Source organism: Kitasatospora sp. NPDC004745, from assembly GCF_042873275.1.
GTDB lineage: Bacteria > Actinomycetota > Actinomycetes > Streptomycetales > Streptomycetaceae > Kitasatospora.
On the sequence record NZ_JBIALK010000012.1, the window covers coordinates 45,442 to 69,146 of the forward strand.

19 protein-coding genes and 1 riboswitch are annotated in these 23,705 nt (G+C 72.4%); of the genes, 8 read left to right on the top strand and 11 right to left on the bottom strand.

Annotated features, from left to right (window positions below; genetic code table 11):
• The first annotated feature begins 207 nt into the window (after window positions 1–207).
• Window positions 208–996 (top strand): IclR family transcriptional regulator, encoded by a 789-nt coding sequence (locus tag ACFYUY_RS20430; protein ID WP_360204777.1) that lies wholly within the window; start codon window positions 208–210, stop codon window positions 994–996.
• Here ACFYUY_RS20430 and ACFYUY_RS20435 read toward each other — a convergent pair.
• The 8 genes from ACFYUY_RS20435 to ACFYUY_RS20470 form a co-directional block, all read right to left on the bottom strand.
• Window positions 902–1,561, bottom strand: coding sequence for a trimeric intracellular cation channel family protein (locus ACFYUY_RS20435; RefSeq protein ID WP_360204775.1), 660 nt, complete (start codon window positions 1,559–1,561; stop codon window positions 902–904). The genes ACFYUY_RS20430 and ACFYUY_RS20435 overlap by 95 nt on opposite strands.
• Before the next feature lie 181 nt (window positions 1,562–1,742).
• Complete coding sequence (locus tag ACFYUY_RS20440; RefSeq protein ID WP_360204772.1) at window positions 1,743–2,789, bottom strand: dipeptide ABC transporter ATP-binding protein; 1,047 nt, start codon at window positions 2,787–2,789, stop codon at window positions 1,743–1,745.
• A gap of 34 nt (window positions 2,790–2,823) precedes the next feature.
• The gene (locus ACFYUY_RS20445) at window positions 2,824–3,900 is read right to left on the bottom strand and encodes an ABC transporter ATP-binding protein (protein ID WP_387902190.1); all 1,077 of its coding nucleotides are present in this window, start codon (window positions 3,898–3,900) and stop codon (window positions 2,824–2,826) included.
• Entirely contained in the window at window positions 3,897–4,907 is a 1,011-nt protein-coding gene (locus tag ACFYUY_RS20450) for an ABC transporter permease (RefSeq protein ID WP_360204770.1), read from the bottom strand. Before ACFYUY_RS20450 ends, ACFYUY_RS20445 begins: the two co-directional genes overlap by 4 nt.
• A 98-nt stretch (window positions 4,908–5,005) precedes the next feature.
• Window positions 5,006–6,772, bottom strand: a complete 1,767-nt coding sequence (locus tag ACFYUY_RS20455) for an ABC transporter substrate-binding protein (RefSeq protein WP_360204767.1) — start codon at window positions 6,770–6,772, stop codon at window positions 5,006–5,008.
• Between the two features lie 52 nt (window positions 6,773–6,824).
• Complete coding sequence (locus ACFYUY_RS20460) at window positions 6,825–7,814, bottom strand: ABC transporter permease (RefSeq protein WP_360204765.1); 990 nt, start codon at window positions 7,812–7,814, stop codon at window positions 6,825–6,827.
• A 472-nt stretch (window positions 7,815–8,286) separates the two neighbouring features.
• Window positions 8,287–9,216: an enhanced serine sensitivity protein SseB C-terminal domain-containing protein gene (locus ACFYUY_RS20465; RefSeq protein ID WP_360204763.1), complete on the bottom strand. Its 930-nt coding sequence runs from the start codon at window positions 9,214–9,216 to the stop codon at window positions 8,287–8,289.
• Window positions 9,217–9,332: 116 nt separating this feature from the next.
• Entirely contained in the window at window positions 9,333–10,136 is an 804-nt protein-coding gene (locus ACFYUY_RS20470) for an enhanced serine sensitivity protein SseB C-terminal domain-containing protein (protein ID WP_360204760.1), read from the bottom strand.
• A 188-nt stretch (window positions 10,137–10,324) separates the two neighbouring features.
• Window positions 10,325–10,430, top strand: a riboswitch (glycine riboswitch).
• A 232-nt stretch (window positions 10,431–10,662) separates the two neighbouring features.
• Between ACFYUY_RS20470 and gcvT the strand changes: the two genes are divergently transcribed.
• The 7 genes from gcvT to ACFYUY_RS20505 all read left to right on the top strand — a co-directional run bounded on the left by gcvT (window position 10,663) and on the right by ACFYUY_RS20505 (window position 18,841).
• Window positions 10,663–11,784 (top strand): glycine cleavage system aminomethyltransferase GcvT, encoded by a 1,122-nt coding sequence (gene gcvT / locus ACFYUY_RS20475; RefSeq protein WP_360204757.1) that lies wholly within the window; start codon window positions 10,663–10,665, stop codon window positions 11,782–11,784.
• Window positions 11,785–11,872: 88 nt separating this feature from the next.
• Complete coding sequence (gene gcvH, locus ACFYUY_RS20480) at window positions 11,873–12,247, top strand: glycine cleavage system protein GcvH (RefSeq protein ID WP_360204755.1); 375 nt, start codon at window positions 11,873–11,875, stop codon at window positions 12,245–12,247.
• Window positions 12,248–12,373: 126 nt separating this feature from the next.
• Window positions 12,374–13,642, top strand: coding sequence for a serine hydroxymethyltransferase (gene glyA / locus ACFYUY_RS20485; protein ID WP_360204752.1), 1,269 nt, complete (start codon window positions 12,374–12,376; stop codon window positions 13,640–13,642).
• 158 nt (window positions 13,643–13,800) lie between these two features.
• Window positions 13,801–15,168: an L-serine ammonia-lyase gene (locus ACFYUY_RS20490; protein ID WP_387902195.1), complete on the top strand. Its 1,368-nt coding sequence runs from the start codon at window positions 13,801–13,803 to the stop codon at window positions 15,166–15,168.
• Window positions 15,169–15,590: 422 nt separating this feature from the next.
• Complete coding sequence (locus ACFYUY_RS20495; RefSeq protein ID WP_387902198.1) at window positions 15,591–17,276, top strand: hypothetical protein; 1,686 nt, start codon at window positions 15,591–15,593, stop codon at window positions 17,274–17,276.
• Between the two features lie 70 nt (window positions 17,277–17,346).
• Complete coding sequence (locus ACFYUY_RS20500; protein ID WP_387902200.1) at window positions 17,347–17,892, top strand: hypothetical protein; 546 nt, start codon at window positions 17,347–17,349, stop codon at window positions 17,890–17,892.
• Between the two features lie 187 nt (window positions 17,893–18,079).
• Complete coding sequence (locus tag ACFYUY_RS20505; protein ID WP_387902203.1) at window positions 18,080–18,841, top strand: hypothetical protein; 762 nt, start codon at window positions 18,080–18,082, stop codon at window positions 18,839–18,841.
• Between the two features lie 1,185 nt (window positions 18,842–20,026).
• On the opposite strand, the gene ACFYUY_RS20510 is transcribed toward ACFYUY_RS20505, so the two are convergent.
• From ACFYUY_RS20510 to ACFYUY_RS20520, 3 genes are all read right to left on the bottom strand, one after another.
• Window positions 20,027–21,046 carry a DMT family transporter gene (locus tag ACFYUY_RS20510; RefSeq protein WP_387902206.1) on the bottom strand — a complete coding sequence of 340 codons (1,020 nt, stop codon included), beginning with the start codon at window positions 21,044–21,046 and terminating at the stop codon, window positions 20,027–20,029.
• 572 nt (window positions 21,047–21,618) lie between these two features.
• Complete coding sequence (locus ACFYUY_RS20515; protein WP_360204735.1) at window positions 21,619–22,116, bottom strand: ATP-binding protein; 498 nt, start codon at window positions 22,114–22,116, stop codon at window positions 21,619–21,621.
• A gap of 322 nt (window positions 22,117–22,438) precedes the next feature.
• Window positions 22,439–23,656: an Ig-like domain-containing protein gene (locus tag ACFYUY_RS20520; RefSeq protein ID WP_360204733.1), complete on the bottom strand. Its 1,218-nt coding sequence runs from the start codon at window positions 23,654–23,656 to the stop codon at window positions 22,439–22,441.
• Between the last annotated feature and the right edge of the window lie 49 nt (window positions 23,657–23,705).

Below are 23,705 nucleotides of genomic sequence, written 5' to 3' on the forward strand. Positions count from 1 at the left end.
GCCACCCGCGTGCGCACCGATCCGGCCACCTCCGCGCCGGCCCGGGCGGCCGCGGCCAGCGGACGGTGGCGTCCGGTCCCCGTTTGACCCGTTGTGTGCCCGAGCGGTTAGCCTGACGGACACCTCCCGCGGACGGTCCGACGGACGCGTCGCGGGGCACTTCACCATCGGCGCGGAACCATCGGCGCGGACAGGAGCGGGGGCGCCATGTCGCAGTCGGTCGATCGCGCCCTGACGCTGCTCGGGTCGCTCGGCGACGGCCCGGTCACCCTGGAGCAGGCGGCGACCAGCATCGGGGTGCACAAGTCCACGGCGCTGCGGCTGCTGCGCACCCTGGAGGAGCACGGCTTCGCCCAGCGCCTGCCGGACCTGCGCTACCGGGTCGGCGGCCGGGTGCTCTCGCTGGCGCACCGGGCGCTGGAGGAGATCGACGTCCGGCAGGTCGCCGCGCCGTACCTGGCCGCGCTCAACGCGCGCTGCGGGGTCACCGTCCAGCTGGCCGTGCTGCAGGACGGCGAGGTGCTGTACCTGGACGAGGTGGCCGGTGACTGGGCGGCCCCCGGCGCCGGGTGGACGTCCCGGATCGGGCGCCGGGCGCCGGCCGGCGGGACGGCGATCGGCCGGGTGCTGCTGGCCGGGCTGCCGGAGGACGGCACCCCCGAGGAGGAGCTGCCGGCCGAGCTGGCGGCGGTCCGCCGGCGGGGCTGGGCGGCCGAGTCGGCCGAGCACCGGGAGCCGGTGACGTGCGTGGCCGCGCCGGTGGCGGGCAGCGGCGGCCGGACGGTCGCGGCCTGCGCGCTGAGCGCCCCAGCCAGCCGGGTGCCGCCGGCCGAGCTGGCCCGGATGGTGCCGGAGCTGCTCTGCACGGCGGAGGCGATCTCGCTCGCGTACGGCGGCTCGCCTACTCCTCGCTGGTGCGAGAACCGTTGCGGTGCCACGCCCGCGGGGCGCGCCAGCCGTACTTCAGGGCGAGCATCCGCAGCACGAAGGCGGTGAGCGCGGCGGCCGTGCCGGTGAGGCCGGTGAGCCGGTCGGCGCCGATCAGCACCGCGACGAGGGCGGCGCCGACGAGGGCGGGGACGGCGTAGATCTCGCGGTCCCAGCGCAGCAGCGAGGGGATCTCGCCGGCCAGCACGTCGCGGATGACGCCGCCGCCGGCCGCGGTGACCATGCCGAGGGCGACGGCCGCGACGGCGCCGAGGCCGTAGTCGTGGGCCTTGGCGGTGCCGGTGACGCAGAACAGGCCGAGGCCGAGGGCGTCGAGGGTCTGGACGGCCCGGTTGATCCGCTCGACCTCGGGGTGCAGGAAGAACACCACGGACGCGGCCACCAGCGGCGTGACGAAGTAGCCGAAGTTGCTGAAGGCGGCGACCGGCGTCGCGCCGATCACCAGGTCGCGCATCACGCCGCCGCCGAGGGCCGTGACCTCGGCCAGGACACAGATGCCGAAGATGTCCATGTTCTTGCGGACGGCGAGCAGCCCTCCGGAGAGGGCGAAGACGAAGATGCCGGCGAGGTCGAGCGACTGCTGCACGTCGGAGGGGAAGATCTGCGAGGTCACGGGAACAACTATGACCTGTGCGGAACCCTCCCCTCCGCGGGCGGGTGCGGGAACGGCCGGCAGGGGGGGGCGGGCCCCGGCCGGCCGTTCCCCTCGCCCTGCTCGGGACCCCGCTACTCGTTCCCCTCGCCCTGCTCGGGACCCCCGCTAGTCGTTCCCCTCGCCCTGCTCGGGACCCCCGCTAGTCGTTCCCCTCGCCCTGCTCGGGGAAGTGACACGCCACCTGGTGCCCGGTCTTCAGCGCGGTCAGCGGCGGTTCCTGGCTGGCGCAGACGTCCTGCGCCTTCCAGCAGCGGGTGCGGAAGCGGCAGCCGCTGGGCGGGTTGATCGGGGAGGGGACGTCGCCCGTGAGCAGGATCCGCTCGCGGCCGGCGCGCTGGCGGCGGCGCGGGTCGGGGACCGGCACCGCGGACATCAGCGCGTTGGTGTACGGGTGCATCGGGCTGCGGTAGAGCGAGTCCCGGTCGGCGATCTCCACGACCTTGCCGAGGTACATCACGGCGACCCGGTCGGAGACGTGCCGGACCACCGAGAGGTCGTGCGCGATGATCAGGTAGGTCAGGCCGAGCTCCTGCTGGAGGTCGTCCAGCAGGTTGACCACCTGGGCCTGGATGGAGACGTCGAGGGCGGAGACCGGCTCGTCCGCGACGATCATCTTCGGCTTGAGGGCGAGCGCCCGGGCGATGCCGATGCGCTGGCGCTGGCCGCCGGAGAACTCGTGCGGGTAGCGGTTGTAGTGCTCGGGGCTGAGGCCGCACAGCTCCAGCAGCTCCTGGACGGCCTTCTTGAGCCCGCCCGCGGGCACCGCGTTCTGCAGCTTGAACGGGGCGCCGACGATGGTGCCGACCGTGTGCCGCGGGTTCAGCGAGGAGTACGGGTCCTGGAAGATCATCTGGATGTCGCGGCGCAGCGGCCGCATCGCCCCGACGCTCAGGTGGGTGATGTCGGTGCCCTCGAACTCGATCTTCCCACCGGTCGGTTCGTCGAGCCGGGTGACCAGTCGGCCCATGGTCGACTTGCCGCAGCCGGACTCGCCGACGACGCCGAGCGTCTCGCCGGCGTTGACGGTGAAGTCGATGCCGTCGACGGCCCGGACCGCACCGGTCTGGCGCCGCATCAGCCCGCTGCGGATCGGGAAGTGCCGGGTCAGGCCGGTCACCCGGAGCAGCGGCTCGCGGTCGGGGGCGGGGGCCGGCGACGGGATCGGCGCCGTCTGGGTGTCCGTCATCGGTTCTCTCCAGAAAGGTGGTACGAGGCCGGGCTCACAGCCGGGGCGCGATCTCTTCGGCGAAGATGCGGTGCCGCTCGGCGGCCGGCAGGTGGCAGGCCGCGTAGTGCCCGGGCGCGGCCTCGGCCAGCACCGGGAGCTCGCTGCCGGAGCGCCCGTCGGTCAGGGCGGCGTACGGGCAGCGCGGGTGGAAGGCGCAGCCCGTCGGCACGTTGATCAGGCTGGGCGGGGTGCCCTTGACCGGGACGAGCCGGTCCTGCAGCTCCCGGTCCAGGCGCGGCATCGAGCCCAGCAGGCCCCAGGTGTAGGGGTGTTCGGGCGCGTCGAAGAGGGTTTCCGCCGGTCCGCGCTCGACGCACTTGCCGCCGTACATGACCAGGATGTCGTCGGCCAGTTCGGCGACGACCCCGAGGTCGTGGGTGATGATGATGACGGCGGAGCCGAACTCCTCCTGGAGGTCGCGGATGAGGTCCAGGATCTGCGCCTGGACGGTGACGTCCAGGGCGGTGGTGGGCTCGTCGGCGATCAGCAGCGAGGGGTCGTTGACCAGGGCCATGGCGATCATCGCGCGCTGGCGCATGCCGCCGGAGAACTGGTGCGGGTAGTCGTCGACCCGGCGGTCGGGCTGCGGGATGCCGACCCGGTCGAGCATCTCGATCGCGCGGGCCCGGGCCTGCCTCTTGCTGGCCTCGGGGTGGTGCACCCGGTAGGCCTCGACGATCTGCTGCCCCACCGTGTAGTAGGGGTGCATCGCGGTCAGCGGGTCCTGGAAGATCATCGCCAGTTCGCGGCCGCGCAGTTGGCGCACCCGGTCCGGGCCGGCGGCGATCAGGTCCTCGCCGTTGAGCAGGATCTCGCCGCTGATCCGGGCCCGCTTGGAGCGGTGCAGGCCCATGATGCCGAGCGAGGTGACGGACTTGCCGGAGCCGGACTCGCCGACGATGCCGAGGGTGCGCCCCTTGTGCAGGTCGAAGCTGACCCCGTCGACCGAGCGGACCAGGCCGTCGTCGGTGTCGAAGTGGATCCGCAGGTCGCGCACGGACAGGAACGGGTCGCCGGTCGGTGCCGACTGCGGGGCGGCGGCTGCCGTGGTCTTCTGGAGCTCGGTCACGAGAGCCTCACCCGGGGGTCGACGAGGGCGTACAGGAGGTCGACCACGAGGTTGCAGGCGACGATGAAGAAGGCGGCCAGCAGGGTGACGCCGAGGATCTTGGGCAGGTCGTTGTCGGAGATCGCCTGGACGGCGAACTGGCCGACGCCCTGGAGCGAGAAGACCTGCTCGGTGATCAGCGCGCCGCCGAGCAGCAGCCCGAGGTCCATGCCGAAGATGGTGACGATCGGGGTGAGCGCGGCGCGCAGCCCGTGCCGGGTGACGACCTTGCGCTCGGCCAGACCCTTGGCCCGGGCGGTGCGGATGTAGTCCTCGCTCATGGTCTCCAGCATTCCGGCGCGGGTGAGCCGGGCGTAGAGCGCGGAGTAGAGGAAGGCCAGCGAGATCCAGGGGAGGATCAGGTTGCGGGCCCACATCAGCGGGTTGTCGGTGAAGTCGACGTACTGCAGGTTGTCCAGGATCGGCCACTCGTAGCTGAACAGCGTGAGCAGCAGCGCGCCGGTGAAGAAGACCGGCAGCGAGACGCCCGCGAGGGCGACGCCCATGGAGAGCCGGTCGAAGATCGACCGCGGCTTGAGGGCGGAGACGACACCGGTGGCGACGCCGGAGACCAGCCACAGCACGGCCGCGCCGGTGGCGAGCGAGATGGTGACCGGGATCCGCTTGGACAGCTCGGGCCAGACCTCCAGGTGGTTCTTGAAGGAGTAGCCGAAGCAGGGGACGTGGCAGGTGGCCGGTTCCGGCCCGAACTTGTACTCGGCGCCGCTGACGAGGCCCTTGAGGAAGTTCCAGTACTGGGTGTACAGCGGCTGGTCGAGGCCGAGGTTCTGCTTGACCGCCGCGATCGCCTCCGGGGAGGGGTTCTTCCCGATGTACTGGGCGGCCAGTTGGTCGGCCGTCTCGCCGGCGATGCGCGGGAGCAGGAAGAAGATCGCGAAGGTGACGGCGCTGACGACCAGCAGCAGAATCACCGCCGCGAGGATCCTGCGGATGATGTAGGCAAACACAGTTGGGCGGCTCCGGCGGCCCGCCGCCGTCCGGGATCCTCCGGACGGCGGCGGGCGCCGCTGCCTTCACCTGCCTTCAGGGATGCGGAGCCAGGCTCTTACTTGGTGGTGCCGATGTTCAGGTAGTCGTACTCACCCGAGAACGCCGGGGTGGAGGCGATGTTGGTGGCGTTGTCCGGGCGGTACAGGAAGACCTTGAAGTAGGTCAGCGGGACGATGACCGCCTGCTCCATGACCTTCTTGTCGATGTCGCCGTAGATCTTCTCGCGGGCGTTCTTGTCCGGGTTGATCGCGGCGTCGTCGATCATCTTGTTGACGGCCGGGTCGTCCAGCTGGGACAGGTTGCTGTTGCCGGACGGCTTGATCGCGCGGCCGTCGACGACCTGCTGCAGGAAGCCGTAGCCGGTCGGCCAGTCCGCACCCCACTGCATCATCATCAGACCGATGTTGTGGTCCTGGGTGAACTGCGGGGCACCGGCGCTGTCGGTGAGGTACTTGCCCTGCGGGTACTGCTGGATCTCGGCGTTGATGCCGACCTTCTTCAGCGCGGCCTGGATCGAGGTGGCGGCGGCGACCTCGGTGGCGCGCTCGGTGCGGGCCGAGATGACGGTGTTGATGCCGTCCTTGCCGCAGGCCTTCAGGGCGTCCTTGGCCTTGGCCTCGTCACCCTTGTTGTCCTTGGTCTCGTACAGGTTGAAGTCCTGGTGGCCCGGGATGTCCGGCGGGAGCACCGTGTTGGCGATCTGGCCGCGGATCGGGCCGCCCTCGGCGGTCTGGACCGAGACCTTGTCGATCGCGAACTGGACGGCCTTGCGGCAGTCGACGTTGTCGAACGGCGCGACCTTGGAGTTGATCGCCAGGTAGACCAGACGGCCGCCGTAGGCGTTGTCGGTGCTGGCCTTCAGCTTCGGGTTCTGCAGGATCTGCGCCTGGGTCTGCGGGTCGACGCCGCCGCCCACCAGGTCGACCTGGGCGTTGCCGGCCAGCAGGTCCTTGTCGATGGTGGCCTGGTCGATGTTCATCTTGAGCTGGATCTTGTCCGGCAGCTGCTTCCGGATCGGGTCCGTGCTCTTGTCCCAGTTGGTGTTCGGGACCAGGACGGCCTGCTTGCCGTCCTCGTAGGACTCGAACTTGAAGGAGCCCGAGGACACGATGTGCTTGACGTAGTCGGCACCGGTGTCCTTGGCCTGCGGGACCGGAGCGGTCTGCGGGGCGCTCACCAGGTAGTCGAAGTCCGCGAACGGGTGCTTCAGGTGGAAGACGATGGTGGTGTCGTCCGGCGTCTCGATCGACTTCAGGTCGCCGGTCTTGTCCTTGTACGGGCCGGCGTACGGCGTGTCGTTGTCGACCAGCAGGTCGTGGAAGTACGTCGGGCCGTTGGAGTTCACGTCCGGCGCGAAGTTGGAGCGCTCGACGGCGTACTTGACGTCCTTCGAGGTGATCGGGGTGCCGTCGTCGTACTTCAGACCCTTGCGGATCTTGTACGTCCAGCTCAGGCCGTCCGCGCTGGGCGCGCCGAGCGACTCGGCGAGGTCCGGGACGAGCTTGTTGCCCTCCTCGCCGGCGGCCGGGTTGAAGGTGGTGAGCGGACGGGCGTACAGGCGCGAGAAGTTGTAGATGTACGCGTAGTACGTGTTGCCCGGGTCGAGCGAGTCCGGGGTGCCCTTCATCTCGAAGGTGACCGTCCCGCCCTTCTTGTCCGAGGCGTTGACGATGTTCTTGGTGGCCGCGTTGGCTCCGCCGCCACCGGAGGAGGAGGACGAGGAGGAGGAGTCGCCGCTCTTGGAGGAGCTGGAGCAACCGGTGACCACCAGGACCGCGGCGGCGGCCGCCGCGGTCAGGGCGACGGTACGGGACCTACGCATGGGTGAGATCAACCCCTTGAGGATGTGGAGGAGGGAGGGTCCTGACGCAACGTCAGTTGCTCTTGGGATCGAGGGCGTCGCGCAGCCCGTCGCCGAGCAGGTTGAAGGCGAGCACGGTGATGAAGATCGCCAGACCGGGGACCACCATGTACTGGGGGTCCACCTGGTAGTACCGGATCGCGTCCTGGAGCATCCCGCCCCAGGAGGCTTGCGGAGGCTGGATGCCGACACCGAGGAAGCTCAGCCCCGCCTCGAAGAGGATGTTGGTCGGGATCAGCAGGGTCGAGTAGACCAGGATCGGACCGACCAGGTTCGGCAGCAGCTCCTTGAACAGGATGAACGGGCCGCGGGCGCCGAGGCTGCGGGCCGCGTGGACGAACTCCCGCTCGCGCAGCGAGAGCGTCTGTCCGCGCACGATCCGGCCCATGTAGGGCCAGTTGAAGAAGCCGATCACGAAGATCAGCACCAGGATGTGCAGCGGCAGGCCGTGCAGGCCGAACGCGCCGCCCTGGAGCGAGGTCGAGATCGCGATGGCGAACAGCAGCAGCGGGAAGGCGAGGAAGACGTCCATGACGCGGCTGATCAGCGTGTCCACCCAGCCGCCGTAGTAGCCGGCCATGATGCCGAGCACGGTGCCGATGGTGTTGGACAGCACGGTCGCGCCGAAGGCGACCAGCAGGGAGACCCAGGAGCCCTCGATGACGCGGGTGAGCAGGTCACGGCCCTGCAGGGGGTCGACGCCGAGCGGGTGGTCCCAGCTCATGCCGCCCCAGTCGCCGAACGGCAGACCGCCGAGGTCGGCGTCCAGGAGGTCCTGGTGGAGGGCGTCCGGGTCGAGCCCGAACAGCGACTCGATCGGCTTGGCCAGTACGGCGAGGAGGATGAGCAGGATCACCACGACGCCGCCGACGACGGCGGCCTTGTCCCGCTTGAAGCGGGTCCAGGCGATCTGACCGAGGGAGCGGCCCTCGATCTTCTTGGCCGGGCCGGCGGGGGCTGCTGCCTCCGGTTCGTTCCCGGCGGTGGTCACGGATGCGGTCATGGTCAGTTGGTCCCCTCGCCGACGGTGGCCGGCCCACGGGTGCCGGTCGCCGGCTTCGGCGGTGCGGCTGCGGACGTGCGAAAGGTGCTAGCAGGAGCGGGTGTTCGCGGCAGTGCGTCGTGCACAGGCACTGCCACCACGCGGGATGGGCTTCGCGTGGACGAGCGGGTCGGCGTACGCGCTCACCTTTGTGGGGTTCCAATGCGCGGTGCGTTGCGCAGAACTCTCTGCCATGCGACTTGGCTTACGCCAGACCTGACAACCGACAGATGCCCAACTGTGATCTGCTGGCATGCACGTCATCGATCTGCGGCATATCGCTCTTCACACGACTGCAGCAGGCATGTCAAGATGACCGGACGGCCGAATCGGAAATTCGTCCGGAAAGCATCGAAGCCGACTTGACGGACAATCAAGTCGGCTTCGCGGAAATGACTTCGACCGGAGTCGCTGACCGCAGTCGCTCCGGCAATCAGCGCCCGGGGTAGCCCGGCCACGGCTGCTGCGGCTGCCCGTGCCAGCCCGGCCCGGGCGGCTGGGTGCCGTAGCCGTAGCCCGGCGCCTGCTGCGAGTGGTACGCCGGGGGCGGCACCGGCGGGTACGGCCCGGTCGCCGCCGGCGGCCGGCCGCCCTCGCGGTCGTAGAACGGGCGGGCGTTGGCCCGCATCCAGAGCGCCACCGGGTCGTACTCGTCCGCCATCGCCACGGTGGACACCGCCAGCCCCTCCGGGGCCACCGCGATCGCCCGCTGCATCAGCGCGCGCACCGCCTCCACCGCCGGCGGCGAACTCTCGTACAGGTCCAGACCGATCGCCAGGTACGGCTCCCCCACCGCCGGCTGCACCCAGGCCCGGCGCAGCGCGCGCACCGCGCGCACCTCACCCGCCTGGCGCTCCAGCAGCGCGAAGAACGGCTGGGCGTTCACCTGCGGCTCGCTCAGCTTCAGCGGACCGGCCGGCAGCCGGTCCAGGCCCGCCGCGATCCGGCGCAGGTCCGCCCACGGCACGCCCACCCCGCCGCCGGGCGCGTGCGGGTTCAGCCACAGACCCCAGCGCGTCCGGTACAGCGAGGCCGCGATCTCCCGCCCGGAGATGACCTCGTGGGCCCGGGCCCAGCCGGAGGCCGCCAGCTGCTCGGGCGAGGTGACGGCCGGCGCGTAGCCGTGGCCGCTGATCTCCATGTTCCCGTACTGGGCGTCCGGGCTGCCCGGCGTGCCGTGCCAGAGCAGCATCCACACCTGCCCGTCGGCCAGCGCGTGCAGCAGCTGCTCGTACGCGTCGTAGCGCTCCGGCACGACCTCGCGCAGGGCACGCTCCAGCGCGCCCGGATCCGCCCCGGGGCGCCCGGCGGACGCCTGGCCCCAGGGCCCCGGTGCACCGCCCGCTACCGCTCCCGCACTCATGCGCCCACCTCGCCGCGCCTCTTTCCTCAACCCAGCCGGCCCGTCGGCCGTCTGCACGCACCCTATGGCGCGGCACCGGCCACCGCCACGGCGACGTGCCTACGAACGAACGCCGCTCACACCCGCGCGTAGAAAGGCAGTACCCGGGCGAGCAGCCACTCGACCACCGGATCGTCGGCGAGATCGAGCAGTACGAGGTGGACGCCCCCCGGCAGCGGTGCGGTTCCCAGGGCCCGGCCGAGCGCCTCGTTGACCGCGGCCGGGTCGGCCGGGGCCGCCGGATCCAACTGGACGCCCACGAACATCACGGTCGGCTCGCCCTCGATGCTGGCCAGCGCCCGGCGGGCGGTCAACACTCCGGGGAGGAGCGACAGTTCCGCGCGGCAGGCGGCCAGGAAGTGCTCCGGGTCCTCGCCCGGCACCGGCTCGCGCAGCGCCACCCGGCCGCCGGTGGGGGCCAGGGCCTCGCCGGCGGCGTCCCAGCGGTCCTCCCGCGGACCGCGGCGCAGCTCCGCCACGCCCTGCGGCGGCACCGGGATGCCCACCGCGGCCTCCGGGTTGACGGCGATGCCGACGCCCAGCGGCAGGCCGCGGGCGAACTCCCAGGCCGGTGCCACCGCGAACGCCATCCCCGGCGCCTGCTGCAGGAACACCTCCTGCGAGGAGAAGACCGGGACGTACGGGTCACCGGCCAGCTCGACGGTCGGCAGGTCCAGCGACTGCCCCTGCGGGTCGCCGCCGGCCGGCAGCGGGATCCACACCTGGCTGCGGGCCAGCACCTCGATCACCCGGGGCGTCGCACCCGGGTCGCCCAGCGCGGCGGTCAGCACCTGCTCCAGCTCGTTGGCCGGCCACCCGCCGCCCGGCGGCGCCGACTCCGGCCCGCCCCACCCCTGCTGCTGCTCCACCGGGTACCCCATGCGCGCCTGATCCGCCCTCTGCCGCTCGGCCGCCCTGTGCTACGCCGACGCGGAGCAGTTTAGGGCCCGTGTTCGGTATCACGCGGCGTGACCGGGGCCCCTCTCCCGCCCGCGGCCCGGACGTGCCATGATGTGCGCGTTCGACGGCGCAGTGGGCCGCCGGGCCCCACAACTCCATACCGGCCGCTCGAACCCGCGCGGGAGAGCCCGGAGTACCCCCTCAGGTGGTACAGCCGGCGCCGAAGGAGCAAGTCCTCCCCGGAATCTCTCAGGCCCCCCTACCGCACGGGTTAGGCACATCTGGAAAGCGGCGCACGGCCCTGTCGCGCGCCCACCCACGGTGCAAGCCGCCATGCTGTCCTGGATGCTGGAAACAGCTGCGGGCAGGTGGGCGGTGAAGCTCTCAGGTTCGACGACAGATGGGGAGACCCACGCCGCCGCATGCCCGCGCGCAGGGGTCGGTCCCCGAGCGGGCCCGGTTCCGGCGCGTGCACCCCTGAGTGCCCCGACCGAGGAGTTCCTGGCCATGTCGTCCCTCCGCCTGACCGCGCTCGACGCGCTGCACCGCGCCCTCGGCGCGACCATGACCGACTTCGCCGGCTGGGACATGCCGCTGCGCTACGGCAGCGAGCGCGAGGAGCACCTCGCCGTCCGCAACCGCGCCGGTCTGTTCGACCTCTCCCACATGGGCGAGATCACCGTCACCGGCCCGCAGGCCGGCGAGATGCTGGACCACGCGCTGGTCGGCTTCGTCTCCGCGCTGGGCGTGCTGCGCGCCCGCTACACCATGATCTGCGCCGAGGACGGCGGCATCCTGGACGACCTGATCGTCTACCGCCTGCGCGAGGACGCCTTCCTGGTCGTCGCCAACGCCTCCAACGCCCAGCTGGTGCTGGACGAGCTGATCGCCCGCGCCAAGGGCTTCGACGCCGTCGTCACCGACGACCGCGACACCTACGCGCTGATCGCCGTCCAGGGCCCGGAGTCCACCGCGATCCTGGCGAAGACCACCGAGGCCGACCTGCCCGGCCTGAAGTACTACGCGATCCTCCCGGCCCAGGTCGCCGGCCGCGACGTGCTGCTCGCCCGCACCGGCTACACCGGCGAGGACGGCTTCGAGATCTTCTGCAACCCGGGCGACGCCGAGGCCGTCTGGCAGGCGCTGACCGCCGCCGGCGAGGGCCACGGCCTGGTCCCCTGCGGCCTGTCCTGCCGGGACACGCTGCGCCTGGAGGCGGGCATGCCGCTGTACGGGCACGAGCTCTCCACCGACCTGACCCCGTTCGACGCCGGCCTGGGCCGGGTCGTCCGCTTCGACAAGACCACCAACGAGGGCGCCTTCGTCGGCCGCAAGGCCCTGGAGAAGGCCGCCGCCGAGGCCGAGGCCAACCCGCCGCGGGTGCTGGTCGGCCTGGTCTCCGAGGGCAAGCGGGTGCCGCGCGCCGAGTACACCGTGGTCTCCGCCGACGGTGCGCCGATCGGCCGGATCACCTCGGGCGCGCCGTCCCCCACCCTGGGACAGCCGATCGCGATCGCCTACGTGGACGCGGCCCACGCCGCCCCGGGCACCACCGTCGCGGTGGACGTGCGCGGCAAGCACGAGCCGGTCCAGGTCGTGGCGCTGCCGTTCTACAAGCGCGCCCGCTGAACCCCCACTCCCCCGAAGACCCACGTCGAAGCCGTCCGCGCGGCGGCCCGCTTCGTCGTACCCGCTTCCCATCCTGGAGAATGACGCCATGAGCAACCCCCAGCACCTGCAGTACACCGAGGAGCACGAGTGGCTGACCGCCGCCGAGGACGGTGTCTCCACGATCGGCATCACCCAGCACGCCGCCGACGCGCTCGGTGACATCGTCTACGTGCAGCTGCCCGAGGTCGGCGACGAGGTGACCGCCGGCGAGACCTGCGGCGAGCTGGAGTCCACCAAGTCGGTCAGCGACCTGTACTCCCCGGTGACCGGCGAGGTCGTCGAGACCAACCAGGACGTCCTGGACGACAACGGCCTGGTCAACAGCGCCCCCTTCGAGGGCGGCTGGCTGTTCAAGGTGCGCGTCGCGTCCACCGGCAAGCTGCTCACCGCGGACGAGTACAACGCCTTCATCAAGGCCTGACCCGCTCGTGACCGGGCGGGCCGCAGCGCGGCGGCCCGCCCGCGCCGACCACCCGTCGCCCGCCACCCTTCCGAGGGCGCGCTCCGCACGGCACCCCTGATCCTCCTCCACCGGGAAGACCACACCATGACGGTTCTCAACCAGTCCCTGCACTCCCTCGACCCGGAGATCGCCGCCGCGGTCGACGCCGAGCTGCACCGCCAGCAGACCACGCTGGAGATGATCGCCTCCGAGAACTTCGCCCCGGTGGCGGTCATGGAGGCCCAGGGCTCGGTGCTCACCAACAAGTACGCCGAGGGCTACCCCGGCCGCCGCTACTACGGCGGTTGCGAGCACGTCGACGTGGTCGAGCAGATCGCGATCGACCGGATCAAGGCCCTGTTCGGCGCCGAGCACGCCAACGTCCAGCCGCACTCGGGCGCGCAGGCCAACGCCGCCGCGATGTTCGCGCTGATCCAGCCGGGCGACACCATCCTGGGCCTGAGCCTGGCCCACGGCGGTCACCTGACCCACGGCATGAAGATCAACTTCTCCGGCAAGCTCTACAACGTGGCCGCGTACCACGTGGACGAGAAGACCGGCCAGGTCGACATGGCCGAGGTCGAGCGCCTCGCCAAGGAGCACCAGCCGAAGCTGATCATCGCCGGCTGGTCCGCCTACCCGCGCCAGCTCGACTTCGCCGAGTTCCGCCGGATCGCCGACGCCGTCGGCGCCCTGCTCATGGTGGACATGGCGCACTTCGCCGGCCTGGTGGCCGCCGGGCTGCACCCCAACCCGGTGCCCTACGCGGACGTGGTCACCACCACCACCCACAAGACCCTGGGCGGCCCGCGCGGCGGCGTCATCCTGTCCAAGGCCGAGTGGGCCAAGAAGATCAACTCCGCGGTCTTCCCCGGCCAGCAGGGCGGCCCGCTGGAGCACGTGATCGCCGGCAAGGCCGTCGCCTTCAAGGTCGCCGCGTCCGAGGAGTTCAAGGAGCGCCAGCAGCGCACCCTGGACGGCGCCCGGATCCTCGCCGAGCGCCTGCTCCAGGCCGACGTCGCCGAGGCCGGCGCCTCGGTGCTGTCCGGCGGCACCGAGGTCCACCTCGTCCTGGTCGACCTGCGCAACAGCCAGCTCGACGGCCAGCAGGCCGAGGACCGGCTGCACGAGGTCGGCATCACGGTCAACCGCAACGCCATCCCGAACGACCCGCGCCCGCCGATGGTTACCTCCGGCCTGCGCATCGGCACCCCGGCCCTCGCCACCCGCGGCTTCCAGGCCGAGGACTTCCGCGAGGTCGCCGACATCATCGCCGAGGCGCTCAAGCCCGCCTTCGACGAGACCGTCGCCGCCGCGCTCAAGGCCCGCGTCACCGCGCTGGCCGAGAAGTACCCGCTGTACCCGAACCTCTGATCACTCCGGTGATCGCCCGGGCGGGGTGACCGGCCTCACCCCGCCACGGCACCTGGGACCCCGGGGCACCGCGCACACTGGTAGGTGCGCGCGGTGCCCCGACCCGTGTCGTCCCCCGCCCGCCCGTACTTCCACGAGACCAGACAAGGACGTCCCCCGTGGCCATCAGCGTCTTCGACCTCTTCTCCATCGGCATCGGCCCGTCGAGTTCCCACACCGTCGGCCCGATGCGCGCGGCCCGGATGTTCGCCCGCCGCCTGCGGTCCGAGGGCATGCTGGACGGGGTGACGAGCGTGCGTGCCGAGCTGTACGGCTCGCTGGGCGCCACCGGCCACGGACACGGCACGCCGAAGGCCGTCCTGCTGGGCCTGGAGAACAACTCCCCCCGCACGGTCGACGTCGACCAGGCGGACAAGGACGTCGAGCGGATCACCGCCGAGAAGCGGATCAACCTGCTCGGCGACCACCCGATCGACTTCGACCCCGACACCCAGCTCGTGCTGCACCGCCGCCGCTCGCTGCCCTACCACGCCAACGGCATGACCCTCTGGGCCTTCGCGGCGGACGGCACCACCCTGCTGGAGAAGACCTACTACTCGGTCGGCGGCGGCTTCGTCGTCGACGAGGACGCCATCGGCGCGGAGCGGGTCAAGCCCGACGACACCGCGCTGCGCTACCCCTTCCGCACCGGCGAGGAGCTGCTGCGGCTCACCCGGGAGACCGGGCTGTCGATCTCCGGCCTGATGCTGGAGAACGAGAAGGCCTGGCGCTCCGAGGAGGAGATCCGGACCGGCCTGCTGGAGATCTGGCAGGTCATGCAGGAGTGCGTGCGGGCCGGCATGTCCCGCGAGGGCATCCTGCCCGGCGGCCTCAAGGTCCGCCGCCGGGCCGCCGCGGCCGCCCGGGCGCTGCGCGCCGAGGGCATCGGGCCGGCCAACGCGATGGAGTGGGTGACCCTCTACGCGATGGCGGTCAACGAGGAGAACGCCTCCGGCCGCCGGGTCGTCACCGCGCCGACCAACGGCGCGGCCGGGATCATCCCCGCCGTCCTGCACTACTACCTGAACTTCATCCCGGGCGCCGACGAGGACGGCATCGTCCGCTTCCTCCTCGCGGCCGGTGCCATCGGCATGCTGTTCAAGGAGAACGCCTCCATCTCCGGTGCCGAGGTCGGCTGCCAGGGCGAGGTCGGCTCCGCCTGCTCGATGGCCGCCGGCGGCCTCGCCGAGGTCCTCGGCGGCACCCCCGAGCAGGTCGAGAACGCCGCCGAGATCGGCATCGAGCACAACCTCGGCCTCACCTGCGACCCGGTCGGCGGCCTGGTCCAGATCCCCTGCATCGAGCGCAACGGCATGGCCTCGGTCAAGGCCGTCACCGCGGCCCGGATGGCGCTGCGCGGCGACGGCCGCCACCACGTCTCGCTCGACAAGGCGATCAAGACCATGAAGGAGACCGGCGCCGACATGAAGATCAAGTACAAGGAGACCTCGCGCGGCGGCCTCGCCGTCAACGTCATCGAGTGCTGAGCGGCTTACCACCGCAGCGCCGAGCCCCCGGACGGGAACCGTCCGGGGGCTCGGGCGTTCCGGGGGCTCCCTCGCCCTCTCTCTTGCCAGAGTCTCTCGTGGGCTCCTCGTGGGCTCCTCGTGGGCTCCTCGTGGGCCGCTCACGGGTGTCTCGCCGGTTCTCGCGGGCCTCTGGTGCGCTGCCGGAAATACCGCCGTACCGCTGGCCGGCCGAGGACAACTGGGCCATAATCTGCGCGAGTTGGTTCACCACCGGGGGGAGTGGATGACCTACCAGCCGTACCACGCCGCCGCGCAGGCCACCGCGACCGCACCGGCCACCACAGCCGCGCAAGCCGCCACAGCCACGCAGGGGCCGCCCGGCCACGCAGGGGCCGCCCGGCCACGCCTTCTCCGAGGCCACCAGACTGCTGTCCGCCGGGGTGTACCTGGCCCCGGAGCTGCGCCGGCGCGTCGTCTCCGAACTGGTCGAGCACGAGGAGCGCTCCGTCCCGCCTTCGCTGGGCTTCGACCTCGTCACCGTCCTCGCCCACGCGCTCCGGGCCCGGGCGCTGGAGTTCCGCACCGGCGCCGTCCTGGCGGCCGTCTGGGCCGGCTTCTTCGTCACCGCCTACCTGCCGCTGCTCACCCACCCGCCGTCCTCCGGCTACGGCTCCTCCCGCCCGTACCGCGTCGTCGGCGACTCCTCCGCGGGCAACACCTTCGACGACCTCACCCGGTACGCGACGCCCTACCTGGCGAACACCGCCCTGCTGTACGCCCTCGCCTGCCTGCTGTCCTGGTACGCCAAGTCCCCGGACGTCCGCGAGGACGCCCTGTACGCGCCCGCCGCCCCCGCCGTCGCCCGGCCCGCCGCCCGGCGCCCCGCCAACGGGCTGCTGTCGCTGGCCGCCGGCGTCGCCCACGCCCTCTACTGGGTGGTGGCCCTGCTCGCGCTGCGGGACTCCCACCTCCTCGGCGTGCTCTTCCCGCTGGCGCTCGCCGCCACCGTCTGGGTGCACCGGCTGCTCGTCGCCGGCACCGTGCGCCGGGAGCTCAACCGCGAGGACTTCCTCCGGCTCCGGCCACGACAACTACCCGCCGGACCGCGCTACGCCCGGATCGGCGCCGCGATCGGCGCCGAGCAGTACTCGCCGCTCGTCGTCTACGACCCCGCCGACCCGTTCCTCGGCGCGGGGACCCCGTACCAGCCCTGGTCGTTCGTCCTGGAGCTGAAGCGCCGCAGGACCGGGCCCGCCGCCGCCCCGACCGCTCCCGCCACGGCCGCTCCCGCCCCGACCGCTGCCGCCGCGGCCTCCCCGGCCGGGGAGCTCACCGCCCGCGCCGTCCTCGACCTGATCGTCCCGCGGCTGCTCGCCCTGCGGCAGGCCGCCGCCTCGACCAGCCTGGACCGGCTGCGGGACATGGAGGTCCAGGAACTGGTCTTCCTGCCGTACGGCCCGCGCCGCGCCGACGTCCCGCGCGACCAGGAGACCGTCGCCCGGCACCTGGCCGCGGCGGTCGACGAGGGCGCCGAACGGCGCCGGCACTTCCTTCGGGTGCGGGTCGGCGCCTGGGACGAACAGGTCGTGCTGTCCGTCCTGCTCCGGGTGCACACCCAGGGCCGGCTGCTGGTGCTGGAGGTCGTGCCGCACGTCCTCGGCCCCGTCCGCCGCGACTACGAGCTGCTCGCCGACGCGGCCGCCCTGCGCGGCACCCGGCTGAACGGCGGACGCCCCGCCGTGTCGGCGTTCACCGCGGGGCCCGCCGCACTGCGCGCGCTCCGGCACCCGGGCGGCGCGGCCGGCGGGGACGGCGAGGCCGTGGTGGCCGCCCGGCCGGTCGTCTCCGTGCGTGAGCTCGCCGCCGAGCCGACGGTCTCGCTCTTCCAGGAACTGGACGTCAACCGGTACGTGAAGACCATCGAGGAACGGATCATCGACGGCGTCCGCGAGGCACTGCACTCCGAGGGCTACGAGACCGGACGCTTCGAACAGACCGTCGTCCAGGTCCTGGACGGCGGGATCCACATCGGGTCGATGAGCGGCGGCGCGGTCGCCTCCGGCCCCGGCGCCACCGCCCGGCACAGCCCCACGCCCGAGGCACCGCACGGGGAGAAGACCGCGTGACGCGTGGACAGCGTGACGAGGGAACGGCTTGACGAGTGGACGGCTTGACGAGGGAGCGGGGAGACTGGCGATGAACGGTGGAACGGACGGGGGACAGCCCGGGCAGGCCGAGCAGGGCGGGGTGAGCGGCGGGGTGTCGATCGGGCACCTGTCCGGCGGGGCCGTCGCGGCCGGCGACCGGGCGAGTGCGGAGGACCGGTCCCAGCACTCCGGAGCGGCCGCACCCGCAGCCGGGCCTCCGGCGGGCGTGGAGGTGCCGACCGCGGTCCCCGGCGGGATCGCGGTCGGCGCGATGAGCGGCGGCGCGGTCGCCTCCGGCCCCGGCGCGCGGGCCGTCGACTCCTCCGTCCACCTCGACCCGCAGACCCGCCTGCTGCTCACCTCCGTCCGGCAACTGAGCGCCCAACTCCCCCTGCTCGCACGGGCCGAGGGCGACGGCGTGGACGAAGTGGCACACGAGCTCGACGCCGTCCGCACGGCCGTCGAGGAGACGGGCACCGCCCCCCGCACCCGCCTGGAACGGCTGCGGGACCTCCTTCGGGGCTCGGCCACCGTGGTGTCCGGCCTCGCCTCGGCGCTCGCCGTCGTGCAGGCGATCGAGGGACTGCTGGGCTGAACCGGGACGAGGGACGACGGGGGGAGCGGGCGTGGGGATCCACTGGGACGCGGACCGGCAGCAGTGGGTGACGGTGCCCGACGGGGGTGCGCCATCGCCACCGCCACCACCACCACCGCCACTGCCTCCGCAGGCGCCGGCCGAGCCTCCCCCGCTGACGACGTCCGGGCCTTCGAAGTCGCCGACCGTGCCGAAGCCGCCGAAACGCCGTCCGCGCGCCGAGGGCGGCGGGCCCCCGGGGCTGCGGAAGCGGCGGACGATCGTGCTGGCGGCCGTCCTCGGGGTGCTGATCGGAGCGCTCGGGGGCGGCGCCGGGTACCTGTTGACGCGGCACGAGGGTTCGGGCGCGGCTGCCGGGCCGGGCTCGGCCACGACCGCGGCACCGGCGGCGCCCGCCCCGTCCACGCCCTCCCCGTCGGCAGCCTCCCCGTCGGCGGCCTCCCCGTCGGCGGCGCCGACCGACCCGGCCACCGCCACACCAGCTCCCACGCCGACCCCCACCGGACCGCAGCTCAGACTCGTCCAGGACCCGGCGGGCTTCGACCTCCTCGTACCGGACGGCTGGAAGCGGCGCACGAAGGACCCCTCGGTCTTCTACGACTCCCCCGACGGCACCGGCCTGATCCAGGTGTTCCCGATGGGCGAGTTCACCCCGTACGACCGGGCCGTGGCCACCGACGCCGACCTCGCCCGGAACCCGTCCGGCTTCCCGGGCTACCACCGGATCCGGCTGGAGCAGACGCCCGGCGGCGGGGCCGAACTCGAGTACGCCTACAACCTGGGCGGCGGAGTGCGCCGCGTGGTCGACCACATCCTGGTCGGCCCGGACGGGCAGGCCCACGCCCTGCTGGTGGCCGGGCCTGAGGCGAGCTGGCCCAGCCCCTCCGGGGACCTCCTACACTCCGTGGTCGGCTCCTTCTGCCTCACGGGGCACTGCCCGTCGGGCTGACTCCCACCGCCGTCAGGTGCCCGAAGAAGGCCCTGATATCGGCGATCACCAGGTCCGGCTCCTCCACCGCAGCGAAGTGGCCGCCCCGGTCCGGCCCCGTCCAGCGCGTCCGGTCGAGGCGGTGGAGGCCGTGGAGGCGGTGGAGGCGGTGGAGGCGGTGGAGCGGGTCCCCCGGAACGGCGTCCGGAACGGCGATGCGAAACGGGTGGGTGCCCGCGGACACGCCCCCGAGTCCCGGCGCCGCCGAAAACTATGTAGACCGGTCGACATATTCCCCCTCAGCCACCCCAGGCCCACCATGCGGCACCACGCCCCGCCCCACACGTAGACGGCCTACACATCACCCTCGCAGCGCAGGAAGTCGGCCGGCCCGACTTCCTGCGCACCGAACCCGCCGCCCGGGAGCTTTTCTCTAGACCGGTCTACATATTCCTCCCACCAAGCCGCCGGGCAACCGCACGGAAAGTCGACCTGACCGACTTCCCGCACAGGACGGCCGGGCCAAGACGCCGAGACCACAGACCCAGGCGCCGGCGCGCCCGACGCCTCGACGAGACATCGGCACACGCCGACAGCGCCAGAAGTCGGCCCGCCCGACTTCCTGCGCACCGCCCTTCCGCCCAGACGGTCCTCTCTAGACCGGTCTACATATTCCCCCCACCCTCCCACCAAGCCGCCAGGCGGCCACACGGGAAGTCGACCCGGCCGACTTCCCATGCAGAGCGGGCGGGCCACGACCTCACGGACGCCGGGGCCATGGGCCCAGGCGCCGGCACGCCCGATGCCTCGGCCGACGACGCGGCCGAGGCCCGTCGGCGCGCGCCGACCGTGCAGGAAGTCGGCCGGGCCGACTTCCTGTGCGGCGCCGCGACCTGCCGCACAAGGCCCCACCCCACATGTAGACCGGTCTGCATATTTCACCCCTGGCGTGCACGGGAAGTCGGCTGGGCCGACTTGCCGTGCACGTCGATCTCCGCTGGCGGCAGTCTTTCTCTAGACCGGTCTACATATTCTTTCCGCCCTGCCCGCCTGAGCCGACAGGCGGCCGCATGGGAAGTCGATCAGTCCGACTTCCCATGCTGGGGCCTCACGGGCGGGGCGGGGTCACGGCCGGGGGCGCGCCGGGACCGGCGGCGGAGGCGGGGAGGAGGTCACGGCCAGGCGCGCGCCAGCGGCGGGAGGCGGTCAGGTGGTGGGTGAGCGGTCGGGGCTGCGCCGGCGGCCGGAGGTGGGGAGGGTGAGGACGGTGATGGCGACGGCGAGGATGGCGAGGCCGGCCCAGGAGGCGGCGGGGAGGCGTTCGCCGAGCGCGACGACGCCGAGGAGCGCGGCGACCGCGGGTTCGGCGAGGGTGAGGGTGGTGGCGGTCCGGGCGGAGGTGTGGCGCAGGCCGTGACCGAAGAGCCGGTAGGCGAGGAAGGTGGTGACGACGCCGAGGTGGAGCACCACCGCCGCACCCCGAGCCGTGGCGAGCCACCCCAGGTCACCGAGCAGCAGCACCGGCAGGACCAGCAGCGCCGCCCCGCCGAACATCGCCCCCATCACACCGGCGGACGGGTGGCCGCGGGTGATGAGCTCGCTGCCGACGAGCGAGTAGGCGGCGTAGGAGAGCCCGGCGAGTGCGGCCAGCAGCACGCCGACGAGGTCCACGGTCGTTGCGCCGCCGTCGAGTTGGGGCCCGAGGACGAGGACGGCGCAGCCCAGGACGGCGGTGGCCGTGGCGCCGGCCCAGCGGCCGCTCGGCCGCCCCTGCCGGGCGAGCCAGCCGAGGAGGCCCGCGAAGACGGGTGCGCTGCCGAGGGCGATCACGGTGGCCACGGCGACGCCGGTCCGGGTCACCGCCGGGTAGAAGCCGACCGGGTACCCGACGACGGCCACCGCACCGAGCGCGAGCAGCCGGCGTTCGCGGCGGTCGCACGCCCGGGGCAGGTTCCTGGCGCTGCGAGTGGAGAGGAGGAGCAGCAGTCCGCCGAGGACGAGCGCGGCGGCGCCGATGCCGACCGCCGAGGCGCCCGCGGGGGCCAGCGAGGCGGCGGTGCCGGTGGTGCCCCAGATCAGGGCGGCGGTCAGGATCGGCAGCGGCCCGTCGAGGGGCCGGTTCCGGCGGGTGGCGCCGGTGCGGGAGGTGCGGGAGGTGCGGGAGGTGCGGGAGGTGCGGGAGGTGCGGGAAACGAGGCGCGCGGGAGCGCTGGTGCGGTTCGGCACGATCGTGAACTTCCGTCGTCGGAATCCGTCAGGAGGAGTCGGATGCGGAACGGGCGCACGTCGTCGACCCGGCGCCGGCGGAGGCCGGGCACGGGGTTTCGTCGGGCTGGGACCACCAGCGCGGGCGCCCGCTCAGGCGGACAGCGGTGGCAGCGAGACGCGCCAGTACGGGTTCACGGGCCCGATGCTACCCAGTCGACGGTCGCCGGGCGGCAGGAGTGGGTCGATCATGAATATTCACAGGTAACAGCGTTAACCTATGCAAAATCCAAAGGTGAACTAGGTTACAAACCTTGTAATCCAAGACGCCCGGTTTGCCCACATGCTGAGATCCGTGCGATAGTCAGGGCATCGAACTTCGACTGGCCCGACCTGGCGCAGTCGACGCCCATCGCGCGGCACGCACCCCCTTGGCCGGCGCGATGACTTGCAGGGGCCCCCACACGCCGGACCACGGCGACGCAGGGGGCCCCGCGTGTTTTCCGGCTCGAGCGCTCCGCCCCACGCGCCCTCGCGCAGCCCCCGCACGCCCGTCCGGCCGTGCCGGACACGGGACCAGGACCAGGACCGGCTCAGTGCCGCTCGCGGACCTTCAGCTCGAACCAGACGCCCTTGCCACGCGGCAGCAGGTCGGCGCCCCAGCGGTCGGCGAGGTCGTCGATGACTCGTAGCCCCCGCCCCCGCTCGTTCACCGGCCGCGGCTCGGCGAGGATCATGCAGGGCAGGGCCCGGGAGGAGTCGCGGACCTCGACGCGCAGCCAGCCCGGCTTGCGGCTGACCTGGAGGCCGATGGTGCGGCCGGCGGCGTGCCGGACGGCGTTGGAGACGAGTTCGCTGGTGAGTAACTCACCGGCTTCCAGGTGCTGGTGGAGGTCCCAGGCCTCCAGGGCCGAGAGCACCAGCCGGCGGGCCACCGGGCCGGACTCGGGCCGGGACGGCAGCCGCACCTCGTTCGGCGCGGACGGGTCGCACAGCCTGCCGCAGTACATCTCCTCGAGCTCCTCGGAGCTGAGCCGCTCGAGTGCCGCCAGCGCGCCCTGGACATCGATCCACGACGTCTCGGCGACCAAGCCGGCCCCGGGAACCGATGACTGATCTGTTTCGCCCCAACCCGCCATGCGGTCCATCATTGCGGAACGCAAGCAGCCGCGTACGGACAATGAGCAAACGATCTCCCCCGCGTCGGCATATGCCGGGTGCAAGCCGACGGCCGGACGGGGGGCGCCGCACCGCCGGGAGGAGACCCGCGGCCCCTGGCCGCCCCGGCCGCCCCGGGCCGGTGGAGCGGGCGACCCGGGCCGCTCGCGCGTCAAGCCCGGGTTGCCACGAACGCACTCCGGCCAGGCAGTTCCGACCGGGACGTTGCCCACCGGCGGGTTCCTGCCGGCGCTGCTACCAGGCGCTCCAGGCGAGGTTCCAGCCGCTCAGGCCGTTCGCCGGGTCGAGCGTCTCCTTCTTGGTGGAGTTCTTGACGATCACCACGTCGCCGACGATCGAGCTGTCGTAGAACTTGCCCATCGACGTGGAGTCCCCGCCGCCCTTGACGTCCTTGAGGCCGACGCAGCCGTGGCTGACGTTGTCCTCGCCGAAGGCGTCGCTCCAGTAGTTGCCGTGCACGTAGGTGCCGGAGGTGGTCAGCCGCATGGAGTGCGGGACCTGGAGGTCGTAGGGGGCGCCGGTCATGCCGGGGAGGGTGCTGGACTGCATCCGCACCACGCCCTCCTTGGCCATGACGACCATGGTCCCGTTCCAGGTGGGGTGGTCGGGCGAGCCGGAGGTGATGTCGATCCGGGACGGCTGGCCGTCGCCGTGGTCGACGGTCATCGTGTGCGCGGCGGCGTCAACCGTCGAGACCTGGGATCGCCCGATCGTGAAGGGCTCGTCCCGGTCGGTGCCGTACACCCCGGGGGCGATCTCGACGTTCTTGAGCCGGTAGTGCACGACCACCTTGGTGCCGGGCTTCCAGTACTTCTCGGGGCGGAAGTCCAGTCGGCGGTCGTCGAACCAGTGGCCCTTCACCTCGGTGCCGTTGTCGGTCTCGAAGGTGATGCCCTTGGCGACGTCGGCCTTGTTCTTGACGTCCTTGCTGAAGTCCACCGAGACGATCATGCCGACGCCGTACGTCGCGTTGTCGTCGACGTTGTCGGAGGCCTTGGCGAGGGCCGTCGGCGTCAGCGTGGTGAAGCTGCTGTCCGCGGTGGCGACCGCGCCGTCGGTGTCCGCGGCCATCGCGCTCACCTGGTAGGCGGTGCCGACCGCCAGGGCGGCCGACGGGGTCCAGCTGGAGCCGTCGGCGGCGATGGTGCCGGGCACCTCCTTGCCGGACTTGTCGCTGACCTTGACGGTGGTGAGCTTGCCGCCGGTCGCCCCGATCTTCAGCGCGTTCGGCGCGACGTCCACCGAGCCGGCCTTGGGCTGGATGTCCACCACGGCCCTGGACACCTTCGGCACGGTGCTGGTGGGCGCCGCCGCGGACGGGGAGGCGGCCGCGCCGGCCCCCAGGTCGGCCTTGGCCGCGCTGCCCGCGGCGTTCCCGCCGCCCCCGCCGCCGCACGCGGCCGTCAGGGCCATCGCCCCGCCGACCAGACCGACGGCGGCCACCCTGCGCATTCTGCGTATCGACCTCAACGTCGATCCCTCCCTCTGAAACCCCGCGATG